General features: G+C 62.9%; 11 protein-coding genes and 1 pseudogene. 5 read left to right on the top strand and 7 right to left on the bottom strand.

The genetic code is table 11. From position 1 onward, the window contains the following. Both PMN64_RS38315 and PMN64_RS38310 read left to right on the top strand, forming a co-directional pair. Positions 1-321: molybdopterin cofactor-binding domain-containing protein (locus PMN64_RS38315; protein ID WP_411784506.1), on the top strand; the 321-nt coding region annotated here is incomplete at its 5' end. A gap of 61 nt (positions 322-382) precedes the next feature. Continuing rightward, positions 383-655 (top strand): hypothetical protein, encoded by a 273-nt coding sequence (locus tag PMN64_RS38310; protein ID WP_304498860.1) that lies wholly within the window; start codon positions 383-385, stop codon positions 653-655. Between the two features lie 131 nt (positions 656-786). On the opposite strand, the gene PMN64_RS38305 is transcribed toward PMN64_RS38310, so the two are convergent. The 3 genes from PMN64_RS38305 to PMN64_RS38295 form a co-directional block, all read right to left on the bottom strand. Further along, on the bottom strand, positions 787-2517 hold the full coding sequence (locus tag PMN64_RS38305; RefSeq protein WP_411784505.1) for a methanol/ethanol family PQQ-dependent dehydrogenase: 1731 nt from the start codon (positions 2515-2517) through the stop codon (positions 787-789). A gap of 67 nt (positions 2518-2584) precedes the next feature. Beyond that, a complete protein-coding gene (locus PMN64_RS38300; RefSeq protein ID WP_411784504.1) occupies positions 2585-3232 on the bottom strand; it encodes a ubiquinol-cytochrome c reductase iron-sulfur subunit in 648 nt (215 codons plus the stop codon). A gap of 126 nt (positions 3233-3358) precedes the next feature. Further along, on the bottom strand, positions 3359-3694 hold the full coding sequence (locus PMN64_RS38295; RefSeq protein ID WP_018269854.1) for a hypothetical protein: 336 nt from the start codon (positions 3692-3694) through the stop codon (positions 3359-3361). Positions 3695-3715: 21 nt separating this feature from the next. Here PMN64_RS38295 and PMN64_RS38290 point away from each other — a divergent pair, with 21 nt between their 5' ends. Then, positions 3716-4735, top strand: a complete 1020-nt coding sequence (locus PMN64_RS38290) for an RluA family pseudouridine synthase (RefSeq protein WP_411784503.1) — start codon at positions 3716-3718, stop codon at positions 4733-4735. 216 nt (positions 4736-4951) lie between these two features. Then, entirely contained in the window at positions 4952-5851 is a 900-nt protein-coding gene (gene rpoH, locus PMN64_RS38285) for an RNA polymerase sigma factor RpoH (RefSeq protein WP_028343435.1), read from the top strand. A gap of 241 nt (positions 5852-6092) precedes the next feature. On the opposite strand, the gene PMN64_RS38280 is transcribed toward rpoH, so the two are convergent. From PMN64_RS38280 to PMN64_RS38265, 4 genes are all read right to left on the bottom strand, one after another. Then, on the bottom strand, positions 6093-7103 hold the full coding sequence (locus PMN64_RS38280; RefSeq protein WP_411784509.1) for an HAD family hydrolase: 1011 nt from the start codon (positions 7101-7103) through the stop codon (positions 6093-6095). Between the two features lie 184 nt (positions 7104-7287). Beyond that, entirely contained in the window at positions 7288-8775 is a 1488-nt protein-coding gene (locus PMN64_RS38275; RefSeq protein ID WP_411784502.1) for an arylsulfatase, read from the bottom strand. Positions 8776-8936: 161 nt separating this feature from the next. Continuing rightward, positions 8937-10613, bottom strand: a complete 1677-nt coding sequence (locus PMN64_RS38270; protein ID WP_411784508.1) for an arylsulfatase — start codon at positions 10611-10613, stop codon at positions 8937-8939. A 124-nt stretch (positions 10614-10737) separates the two neighbouring features. Beyond that, positions 10738-11664, bottom strand: a complete 927-nt coding sequence (locus tag PMN64_RS38265) for a formylglycine-generating enzyme family protein (protein WP_411784507.1) — start codon at positions 11662-11664, stop codon at positions 10738-10740. A gap of 650 nt (positions 11665-12314) precedes the next feature. Between PMN64_RS38265 and PMN64_RS38260 the strand changes: the two are divergent. Continuing rightward, positions 12315-12501: pseudogene (locus PMN64_RS38260) on the top strand (hypothetical protein); the annotation flags it as partial.

Below are 12501 nucleotides of genomic sequence, written 5' to 3'. Positions count from 1 at the left end.
ACCTATGTCAATCCGGAGCGGATCCACTCGCAGATCGAGGGTGCCGCGATCATGGGGCTGAGTCTGGCCAAATACGGCGAGATCAGCTTCAAGGACGGCAAGGTGCAGCAGGGCAATTTCGACGACTACCCGGTGATCCGGATGGACGAGTCACCCATAATCACCAACGTCTACATCGTGCCGCCCGGCGCCGACACCCCGCCGAGCGGCGTCGGCGAGCCCGGCGTGCCGCCGTTTGCGCCGGCATTGATCAACGCGATCTTTGCCGCGACCGGAAAGCGCATCCGCGCCCTTCCGATCGGCAAGCAGCTGGAGACGTGAGGCTGGAACGTTAGGCGAGACGGGCCGTTCTCATCGATCGCGCTTTAGAGAGAGCAGATCGATGAGAACCCCGCCTCAGACATTCGGGACGCTCGCGGCAGCCTTGTCCGCGGGCGTCTTTCTTTTTGCGACACAGGCTGCGCTCGCACAAACCGCCTCGCCGCCAAGCGCAACGGCGACGCGTCCGGCGCGGGTGCTGCCCGACCAGAGCTCGGTTCCGAGCAGCGGCCCGCCGTCGACCACCGGTCAAACCACCGGCGAAGCCAGCCGCGACCCCACGATCAGGCAGATGAACGACGACGAGAAGCGGAAGGTCGACACCAAGGGCAAATAAAGCAAGCGCAGACCGGGAAGCGGCGGTCTCCCCAGCCGCCGCTTCCCGATCGCATCGCCCCCTGTCGCTGAGTCCGACAAAAGCTCGGGAGCATGATCCGATTCAATCGGATCACGCTCCTGATTGCGCGCTTACTTCTTGTCGAGCGCGAACACCCAGATCACGCCGCCTTGCGGGACGTTGTTCTCGAAGCCCTTGACCTTGCCGGCCAGTGCATCCTGGATGCGTTGCGCGTCGACGCCCCAGCCCGACTGGACCGCGATGTATTGCGTTCCGTCGACCTCATAGGACATCGGCATCGCCATGATGCCGGAATTGGTCTTCTGCTCCCACAACAGCTCGCCGGTCTTGGCGTTGAAGATGCGGAACATCCGGTCGTTGGTGCCGCCGGCGAGAACCAGGTCGCCCGCGGTCGCCGTCACCGAGCCGAACAGCTGCGAGGTCTTGAAGTCGTGCTGCCAGACCTTCTTGCCGGTTGCCGGGTCCCACGCCTGCAACTCGCCGAAATGATCGGCGTTCGGTGCCGGCGTCAGTCCGATGTCCTCCGGCTTGGTGCCGAGCCAGAGCTGGCCGGGTACCAGCGGCTGCTTCTCGCCTGTGAAGCCGCCGCAGAAGTTCTCGTTGGCGGGAACGTAGACGAGCTTGGTGCTCTGGCTGTACGCCGCCGACGGCCAATCCTTGCCGCCCCACAGCGACGGGCAGAACTCGACCCGCTTGCCGATCACCGGCTTGTGCTCGGGATCGACGATCGGTCGGCCGGTCTCGGCCTCGATGCCCTTCCAGACATTGGTCTTCACGAACGGCCAGCCGGACACGTAGTTGATCTTGTCGGGCTTGTTCTCGAGCACCCAGAAGATCGCGTCGCGTCCCGGGTGGATCAGACTCTTGAACGTGCGCCCGTCACGCTGCAGGTCGACCAGCATCGGCGCGTCGACCTCGTCCCAGTCCCAGGAATCGTTCTGGTGATACTGGAAGTGCTTCTTGATCTTGCCCGTCTCGGGATCGAGGCCGATCACCGAGCTGGTGTAGAGGTTGTCGCCGGCGTGAGCCGAGCCCGGCCACGGCGCAGCGTTGCCGACGCCCCAGAGGATCGTCTTGTTGTCCTTGTCGTAGGTGCCGGTCATCCAGGCCGATCCGCCGCCCGACTTCCAGTCGTCGCCGCTCCAGGTCTCGTGCCCGGGCTCGCCTTCGCCGGGGATGGTGAAGGTGCGCCAGAGCTCCTTGCCGCTCTCGGCATCGTAGGCGACGACATAGCCGCGCACGCCGAACTCGCCGCCGGAGCCGCCGACGATCACCTTGCCGTCGACCACAAGCGGCATCAGCGTCAGATACTGGCCCTTCTTGTAGTCCTGGACCTTGGTGTCCCAGACCACCTTGCCGGTCTTGGCGTCGAGCGCGACGACATGGTCGTCGGTGGTGGCGAAGTAGACCTTGTCCTGCCACAGGCCGACGCCACGGCTGGTCGGGTGCAGCTGGAACAGATCGTCGGGAAGCTGCCGCTTGTAGCGCCAATACTCCTCGCCGGTCTTGGCGTTGAGCGCGATCACCTGCCCCATCGGGGTCGCGGCGAACATCACGCCGTTGTTGACGATCGGCGGCGCCTCATGGCCCTCGATGACGCCGGTCGAGAAGGTCCAGACCGGCTTGAGGTCCTTGACGTTGGAGGTGTTGATCTGGTTGAGCGGACTGTACCCCTGTCCGTCATAGGTCCGGCGATACAGCATCCAGTTGCCGGGTTCGGGATTTTCGAGACGCGCTGAGGTCACCGAACTGTAGTTTTCGATCGGCCCCGCGACGGCATAGGTCGAAATGAGGCACGTGAATGCGACACAACTCGACAGTAACCACTGCTTGCTTGTCATGAGATGCTACCTCCCTGCTCTGTTTTGATTTTTTCAGTTTAGGTCATGCAGAAATCCCGATGTGGCCTCATCCTCCCTGCTGAGCACCCACCTTTCCGACGAATGGCGCTGCGACCGTGATCGCGCCGTCGGCAACCGTCAGCGGCAATGCCGCGAGGCGACGTGGCGCCGGCCCGAACACGACCTGCGCATTCTGCCGCGGATCGTATTCGGAGTTGTGACAGAGGCATTTCAGAACGTTCTTGTCGCCCTGCTCTTCCTTCAACCAGGCAGTGATCGGACATCCGGCATGCGTGCAGACGACCGAGTAGCAGACGATGCCGTCGGGGGCGCGGGCGCGCGTGGCATCGTCGAGTTCGCTCGGATCGAGCTTGACGAGCACGACCTCGTTCAGCCGCGAGCCCTTGCGGACGACCGAGGTGTTCGGGTCCTGCGGCCAGGCGCGAATCGGCGGGCCGCCCAAGGTGAGATCTTCCGGCTTGATGACCTGGCCCGCCTTGTCGCCTTCGGCGCGCACGAGCCGATCGGCTTTTTGCGGCCGCTCATTGGCGCCGGGCTGTTCGTCATCGTCGGCGGCCGCTGGCTCGATCGCGGCGAGGCAGGCGCAGCTCGCGAGCGCGGTCAACATCGCGCGGCGCGTCGGGTCGGCGCACGAGCCCGACACATCGGACTCACCAGACTGTTCGACGGAAGCGCTCGGGTTGGATCGCGACATGGCGCAAGCTGAACGTGCAACTCGGCCGAAAAGATGGCGGCACACCTTCTCGATGCGCGAACGCATGCGCAAAAAATACGCTGCAGCTTTCGGTTGATCGACGGCGCGGCTTCGCGATTGCTGCGATCAGGGTTCGTTGACGAAGCTCAGCCTGCCGACAGGTTTCAGCGTCTTTGCATCAAATGTGCGAATCTCTGTTGCACCGCCCACGTCAAGCGTGAGGATCAATCGCTCGCCGGCGACACCGGTGGCGACGATGCGCGCGCCTTTCGGCAGCGCAGCAGTGACGTCGGAAACGGAAACGGGGCTTCCCTCGCTGCGATAAAGGCGGTAGCCGATGGCAATCAATACGACGGCCACGGCCAGTGCCGAGGTCAGGCCCGCGATCAGCATCATGCGCCGCACCCGCGCGATCAGCGCGGCCTGGTCGGGGGTCGGTTCGGTCACAGCGGTGTCGGTCATCACAAGGCTCTATCTTTGCAAGTGTCTTCGCAACAAGTCTCTTCGAATGGCGCTCGGAAGCTGGAGGTCGTCGTCGCCGGCGACGAGGGCTCGGCCCGGCTTGACCGCGTGCTCGCGCAGCGCAGTCCCGAGCTGTCGCGGTCCCGGCTGAAGGCGCTGATCCTCGCCGGTTCCGTGACCGTCAAGGACGCCGTCGTCCGCGACCCCGCTTATCATGTCGCCAAGGGCGATACGATCATAATCGACGTGCCGGAGGCCGCGCCCGCCGAACCCCAAGGCGAGGACATCGCGCTCGATATCGTGTTCGAGGACGACGACATCATCGTCATCGACAAGCCGAGGGGCCTCGTGGTGCATCCCGCCGCCGGCCACGCCACGGGGACGCTGGTCAACGCACTGATCGCCCATTGCGGCTCGAGCCTGTCCGGCATCGGCGCGGTCAAGCGGCCGGGCATCGTGCACCGCCTCGACAAGGACACCACGGGACTGATGGTGGTCGCCAAGAACGACCACGCCCACCAGTCGCTGACCGCGCAGTTCGCCGACCATGGCCGCACCGGCCCGATGGAGCGCGGCTACATGGCCTTCGTCTGGGGCATGCCGAACCGGCCCCACGGCACGATCGACGCGCCGATCGACCGTCACCCGCACGCCCGCGAGAAGATGGCGGTGCGCCAGGGCGGTCGCGAGGCGATCACCCATTTCGAAGTGCTCTCGAGCTTTGCCGGCCGCGACGGCAAGGTGGTCGCCTCGCTGTTGGCGTGCCGGCTCGAGACCGGGCGGACCCATCAGATCCGGGTGCATCTCGCCCATCTCGGCCATCCCCTGCTCGGCGACAGCGTCTACGGCGCCCACTTCAAGACCAAGGCCGGGCAGCTCGGCGCGGAAGGTAAGGACGCACTCACCGCGCTCGGCCGGCAGGCCCTGCACGCCTATCTGCTGGCATTGGAACACCCCCGGACCGGAGAACTTTTGCACTGGGAGGCGCCTTTGCCGGAGGATTTGCTTCTTCTGCAGCGGGCGCTGGAAGCGGCGGTATGACGCACCCCTTCCGGAAAAGCCGCGTTATGACAACAGGTTATACCTGCCACACGGGGACGTGACGTCAGCAATCCTTCCCTATCACGGACAGTTTGGTGTATGTTGCACCTGCGCTGAATATCCAGCGCGGAACATCGCAGCATGGCCGGCTTTAACCCAGCGGCCACCTGCCGGGCCCGCCGCTATCGGGGGCCTGAACCACTGGAGGGCGCTCAAATGGCCCGTACAGCTACGTTGCCGGTCCTCAATGGAGAATCCGGCCTTTCACGTTACCTCGCCGAGATCCGCAAGTTCCCGATGCTGGAACCCCAGCAGGAGTACATGCTCGCCAAACGTTGGCGCGAGCATGACGATCGCGACGCGGCGCATAAGCTCGTCACCAGCCATCTCAGGCTCGTGGCCAAGATCGCCATGGGCTATCGCGGCTACGGCTTGCCGATCTCCGAGGTCGTCTCGGAAGGCAATGTCGGCCTGATGCAGGCGGTGAAGCGATTCGAGCCCGAGAAGGGCTTCCGTCTCGCCACTTACGCCATGTGGTGGATCAAGGCGTCAATACAAGAGTACATTCTGCGTTCCTGGTCGCTCGTGAAGATGGGCACCACCGCGAACCAGAAGAAGCTCTTCTTCAACCTGCGCAAGGCGAAGAGCAAGATCTCCGCCCTGGAAGAGGGTGATCTCCACCCCGACCAGGTGAAGCTGATTGCCAAGCGCCTCGGCGTGACCGATCAGGACGTGATCGACATGAACCGCCGCCTCGGCGGTGACGCGTCGCTCAACGCCCCGATCCGCGACGACGGCGAAGCCGGCGAATGGCAGGACTGGCTGGTCGACAACTCGCCCAACGCCGAAGCCCTGATGGCCGAGAGCGAGGAGTTCGATCATCGCCGCCAGGCTTTGAACGGTGCGATCGGCGTGCTCAACCCGCGCGAACGCCGCATCTTCGAGGCGCGGCGCCTGGCGGACGAGCCGATGACGCTGGAAGACCTCGCCGCCGAGTTCGGCGTGTCGCGCGAGCGCGTGCGGCAGATCGAGGTCCGCGCGTTCGAGAAGGTGCAGTCGGCCGTCAAGGGCACGATCGCCCGGCAGGAAGCCGCCGCTCTCGAAGCCGCGCACTGATCGCGCAGCAGTGAGCCAACAGACACGAAAGCCGGCGGCAACGCCGGCTTTTTTGTTGTTTGCAAAGTGGGGCTCGGCACGCACCTCGATCCGGGGCGTGTGGCCATCAATCCGCCTGCCGGCGAATGTCCGCATCAGCCTCGGGTGCGGACACGCGAGGCGCACTTGGTCATGTCAGCTTGTGGCCCACAAGCTGACATCGCTAGTTCGCTGGGTACGCTTCGGGAACGCTCCACCTCACCTATTCGAATGCGAAGATCCGCTTCCAATCCTTCTTCATGTCGACCACGGTCCACCTGTTCACCGCCGCGGCGTCGAGCGCTATTTCGAGTTTGCCAAAATGTGACTGGCGGTCGTAGGCATATTCGCGCTCGGCGTCGGTATGATGGACGATCAGACCAAACCGTGCGCCGCTGGAGCCGAGCGTCGCCCATTGCAGCATTTCGAAATCGCCGTCGGAGTTTCCAAATGCTGCGATCGGACGCCGGCCGATGTGCTCGTTGATACCGATCGGCTTTCCTGCTTTGTCATCGATGAAGTTAACTTCGGGCAGCCGGAAAAGCGTTGGCGCGCCGTCTTTGATCTCAAACCGGGTCTTGATCGACGACCCAATGACGTGCTCCGGCGGCACTCCGTAAATCCTCTCAGTCCACGGACGCATGAACTCGATGCCGCCGCCTGACGCGATGAAGGTCTTGAAGCCGTTGGACCGAAGATAGGCCAGCAATTCCAGCATCGGCTGGTAGATCAGTTCAGTATAGGGCCGCTTGAAGCGCTGATCTCGCGCGGTCGCAAGCCAATCGGTGACGATCCTCTCGAATTCAGCCGTCGTCATGCCGGCATGCGTCACGGCGATGATTTCGACCAACCCTTTTTCGCCGGAAGCCGCCAACGCCTTCAGGTCACCGTCCAGCACCGCCGCGAACGGCTGCTTGGTCTTCCAGTCCGGATGCATTGGCGCCAGCGCCTTCACTCGGTCGAGGGCGAAGGCCAATTGCACATACATCGGCTGCTCGACCCAAAGGGTGCCGTCGTTATCGAAGGTCGCGATGCGCTGCTCGACAGGAACGAAGAAAGGTCCGCCTTGCGTCGTGACGCGGGTGACAAAATCGAGGATCGAAGCCTTGGTCGCGCCCTCGTTCCATGACGGCAATGGATCGCGCTGCGCTTGCGCCACCGCGGGCGCGGAACGGAGTAAAGCAGAGAGCAAGGGGACGGTCGCCAGCGAGGAGAGGAGGACGCGGCGGTCCATGCGAGGAAACTGCGGATTCATGGTCGCCTCCCCGGATAGTTCCGCTCGGTGCCACAGTTGAAGGCGCTGATGTTGCAACAGCCGATGTCGTCGCCCATGATGGCGAGAATGCTGGGCCAAGTGTTCGGGGTCGTACTCATCCTCGATCTCCATGGCGTTGAATTGCGTTGCTGCATGCCGCTGTTCAAAAGCGAGTCATGTTCGCGGCCGGCGGGTTCGGCGATTTCACGAGGCTTGCCTTGTATTCCTCGACCGTCTTCAGCGCCGGGCCGATCACCCATTCGTACATCTCTCCGATGTTGTGTTCCTCGTGGGGGTCCGCTTCGATATTGAACACCTTGGGATAGCCGTTCATCGGTGCTGCGCTGGCGCCGACTCCTCCCAAGAGGGTCGCGCCGCCGGGGCCGCTACGGCCCGGCGCCACGTCGACAAAATAGATGCGGAACTGCTTCCAGCGCACCGCAACGAGAGACGGGCCGACGAAGGTTAGGAGATGTTCGCGACGCCCGTTGTCGTTCCCGCCAAGCAGCAGGTCGGTCTGATCGATACCGTCGATCGGGCGATCATCCGGCACCTTGCCGCCGGCTATCCGCGCGAAGGTTGGGAAGAAATCCATGATCGAAAACATGGCGTTGGACGATCGAGGCCTTACTCGCTCCGGCCAGCGAATGATGGCGGCGGTGCGGATCGATCCTTCACTTATGTCACCCAGCGCCCCGCGCCACGGCCCGGACGAGCCCATGTCCGGCATGCCGCCGCCGAATGGGCGCGAGACGGGACCGTCAGGGCCATTGTCGGACGCGAACACCACGATGGTGTCGCGCGCGAGACCGAGCTGATCGAGTGCATCGAGCATTCTGCCGACGATGGCATCGCCTTCCATCAGGGAATCACCGAACTGGCCGACGCGGGATTGGCCCTCGAACCGCTTTGACGGCAGGTTCGGAAAGTGCGTCCGCGATATCGGCAGATAGAGGAAGAACGGTTTGCCGACGGCCTTCTGGCGCCGCATGAAATCGACGCCGCGCTCCGCCAGCTCCCAGTCGATCTCGCGCCGCACGTCCGCCGTGTAGGGTTTCACCGCTTTGAGCGGCTCCCCACGCGCGGCCTCCACGATCTGTGGCCCCTTATCGATCGGGATATCGAGCGTCTTGGTCTGCCGAGCCTGCTCGATCATGAGGAAGGCATCCCAGGTGTCGCCGGGTGGGATGCCGTAGAATTCGTCGAAACCCTTGTTCTGCGGCTGGCTATAAGGCTGGGCACCGAGATGCCATTTGCCAAAGATCGCCGTGGCGTAGCCTGCCTCGCGTAGCATTCCGGCCATGGTGATTTCTGTTGCCGGCAGCGAGATTGGAGTCCCCTCGACAGCCACCAGCGACAGACCGGAGCGAATGGAATAGCGCCCGGTCATCAAGGCGGCGCGCGACGGGGTACAGGACGGCTCGACCAGGAACTGCGTCAGCCGCAAGCCTTCGGCGGCAAGCCGGTCGATGCGCGGCGTCGGCGCCCCGCGCAGTTCGCCGCCGCCGTAAGCTCCGATGTCGCCATAGCCGATGTTGTCGGCGAGAATGAGGAGAATGTTCGGCTTTTGCTGTTGTGCTGACGCAGGAGCGACCATCATGGCAACGAACGATGCCACCATGCCGAAACAGATGTGCCTGCGCCGATTCATGCTCGATCTCCGGCGGTCGCAGTCACAGAGAGCTTCGGCCCAATCTTCGTTGAAAGCCTCATCTTGCGCTTCTCGTGGAGTTTCTGGATGCCCGGGGACAGGCGGCCGGCGCTTTCGCGCCGGCCGCTTCTGTTGTTCTCAATCGCGGCCAGATGTTGCCATTAGTCGCTGCGGCCGGCCGTCTTCATGTCCTTCACTCGCTGCATGACCTGTTCCAGGTTGTAGCTGGCCGGGTCCTGCAGCGGCGGGAATTTGATGAAGGTCTCTAGGTGCCTCAGCCACAGCTGCTGGCCGATCGGCAGCATGTTCCAATCATAGACGTAGGCAGTAGACGGAGAAGCAATAGCCCCGGCCATGCCGAACAACGTCTTCAGCTGTGTACCAACGGAGGTTTCGAAAGGATCGCGCTTGATGTTGACGACCTGGGTCCAGGAGTAGGGCTGCACACCGGCAATGAAGCCAGCTGGTGAGTCCGACACCATCGCGAAGTACATCTTCCAGTTCTTGTAGCGGACCGCCGACGGCTCCTTGCCGGAGTAATACAGGAAGTGGTCGCGGGCCGACTTGTCGGACTTGCCGCTCAGATAGTCGATCTGATTAACACCGTCGAGGGTGGTCTTGACCATATTAGGATAGCCGGCCTCGACCTGTTGCTTCAGTGCGTCGCCCTTGGGCCCGCCGGCGATCTCGACGAGGGTCGGGAGCCAGTCGAGGGCGGAAAACATTTCGTTCTTGACCGTGCCGGGCTTGATGACGCCGGGCCAGCGAATCACCATCGGAGCGCGCATGCCGCCCTCCCAGGTGCTCAGCTTGCCGCCCTTGAACGGTGTGACGCCGCCGTCCGGGAAGGTGATGGTCTCGGCGCCGTTGTCGGTGGTGAAGACGACGATCGTGTTGTCGAGTTGGCCCAAGTCTTCGAGCTTCTTCAGTACCACGCCGATGTTGTCATCCATCTGCTTCATGCCGGCTTCGTTGACGCCCCAATCCTTGCCGCCAGGCTCGCCCACCATGGTCAGATACTTGTCCGGCAGCACGGTCGTGATGTGCATTCGCGCCGGGTTGTACCAGACGAAGAACGGCTTGTTGGTCTTCTTCGGGTCGTTGCGATCGAGGAAGTCAACGACCTTGGCCGAGATTTCTTCGTCCACGGTCTTGGATCGCTCGAGAGTCAGCGGGCCCTCATCCTTGCAGGTCATGTTCTTTGCGGTGCCGTCCGAGGACTTGCAGGCGAGCATCGGACGCGGCGGCGTCAGGCAAACCGTGGTCCTGGGATCTACAGCGCCGGGGACCTCAGCCACGCCGGGGATCGGCGTGTTCTTGCATGGCGGCGCAAGGGTCTGCTGGGTCGCGGTTTTGTTGATGTCGGGGAAGCTCACCCCTTGCATGGCGTCGAGGTGATAGAGATAGCCCCAGTATTCCTGGAAGCCTTGCGCAGCCGGCAGCGACTCGGTGTGGTCGCCGAGATGGTTCTTGCCGAACTCGCCGGTGGTGTAGCCGAGATCGAGCAGGAACTTGGCAAGCGTCGGCGTCCCCGTCCGCAGATAGGATGGGCTACCGGGAATTTCCGGCAAGACCATGCCGACGCGAACGGGCTGCATGCCGGTTAAGAAGGCCGTACGCCCGGCCGTGCAGCTCTGCTCAGCGTAGTAGTGCGTGAACATTGCGCCTTCGTTGCCGATGCGATCGATATTGGGCGTCTCCCCGACCATCAATCCGCGGTGGTAGATGCTCGGCTGCATCCAGCCGATGTCGTCACCCATGATGAAGAGGATGTTTGGCTTTTGCTGGTTTTGTGCCAAGGCCGGTGTACTGACCGGACCGGACAAGGCCATCAGCATCGTCGTGCTGAGCAGCGAGGCGCAGACCCCCTTGAGCCAGCCAGATGTCTTGCGGGGCGGCGTTCCAGTAGGCGGCGACGGCTCGTCGGGCAACATAGAACTCAACATGGCTACGCTCTCCTGTTTATGATGCATTGGGAACTCCCCGACTGATGCATCGAAAGCCAAGATGACTCGTGGAAGTATCAACCGGCTCCGCGTGACGCGCTGCCGGCCGGTAACGTCGGCAGTAATTCGGCGCGCACAGATGCGAGCCGCCTTTGATGACCTTCCGTGGAATCTTCACGTTGGTTGTTCTTGGGTCGTAGCTGTCGGCCTCACGCCCGCCGCGCGGATTCTCCGGGATGCAGCAGGCCTTCGTCACATCCGCCTCATGCCTGGGGGAATACCAGTCGGCTGTCCATTCCCAGACGTTGCCGATCATGTCGTAAAGGCCGTAGCCGTTCGGCGGGAATGCGGTGACTGGCGAGGTGCGTTCGAAACCGTCGGCATTGGTGTTTTGGTGCGGAAAATCACCCTGCCAGGTGTTGGCCATGTGACGGCCGCGCGGCATGAATTCGTCACCCCACGCATACTCGGCGTCATCGAGCCCGCCGCGTGCCGCAATCTCCCACTCCGCTTCGGTCGGCAGTTCCTTGCCAGCCCATTGCGCGTAGGCAAGCGCGTCGTTGAAAGCCACGTGCACGACGGGATGATGATCGAGCGCATCGATGTTGCTATTCGGTCCGTAGGGATGCCGCCAGTCAGCCCCCCTGGCGAAGGTCCACCACTGGCTGAAATCGCGCAGGCCGACCGGGTGCCGTGGCGGCAAGAACATCAAGGAGCCCGCATAAATCATGTGCGGCAGAATCCCGGGATAGTCTCTCGGGTCGGGCGCAATCTCGGCCACGGTAACGTGACCTGTAGCCTTGACGAACTTTCCGAACTGCTTGTTTGTGACAGGATGGCGATCCATCCAGAAGCCATCGACACTCACCCGATGTGCCGGCGCCTCCTCCGGATAATGCTTGTCCGAGCCCATGCGGAATGTGCCGCCGGGTATGCAGATCATCTGGTCGATATCTGACGGACCATCGCAAATGGCGATATCGCGCGCGCGCCTGGACTTCGCTCGCAAGGCGTCACCTCCCAGCCGATCTTTTCCGCGCTACGTGGCAAAATCCTCGCGTGACATCGGACCGTGGTCCAACATCCCAATCTGCGCGCTTGGCCTCTGTTCGCCCCACGAATGCCGCGGTGCCGCACTGGCCGCCCTGAAGCTGATGCAGGTGACACTCACTCGTCTAAGGCGATCTTGATCTAGATCAAAGCGGGACTGCCTTCGGGGGCAGCATTCCGGAAAGCACTGGACGTATGCCCACAGATCCGCCTGCCGACGAATGTCCGCATCAGCCCCGGGTGCGGACAAGCGAGGCGCACTTGGTTCAAGCCGGCTAAAGGCCAATTTCGGACATTTCCGACAGGCCGCAGTGTCTTCGTGCAACGCCACCTGTTCCCCGGATGCGTCAGGTGGCGTAGAATGTCACGGCCCTTGAAACGGGACGCGCCGAAATCACCGTCCGGGCAAACGAGCAGCACTGGTGCCATCGGCAGGCACGCTCTCCTAGAGGCCGTTCTTTTTTCGGTTTCGCACCACCGTTCACCACGAACCTTGCGCGCTGCATTTGCGGCGGCTCGTTCGGTAACGTCGGGAGAAAAGCGATGAGGAAGGTCGATCGAAGGTCCGCACTGGGAATCGCGTTGGCAGCGGTTTCGACTGCCATGATCAGGCCCGCCGAGGCTCAAGCCACGGGCTACAAGGATACGGCACCCTGGCCAGGTGTCGTGGTGCGTGAATATGAAGGCGAGACACCATCCCTGATCCCAGGATTCAAGACGGTCTCAATGC

Source organism: Bradyrhizobium sp. UFLA01-814 (assembly GCF_046718885.1).
Classification (GTDB): domain Bacteria; phylum Pseudomonadota; class Alphaproteobacteria; order Rhizobiales; family Xanthobacteraceae; genus Bradyrhizobium; species Bradyrhizobium elkanii.
Note: the sequence above shows the minus strand (reverse complement) of the source record. Positions and strands in the feature narration are given on the sequence as shown.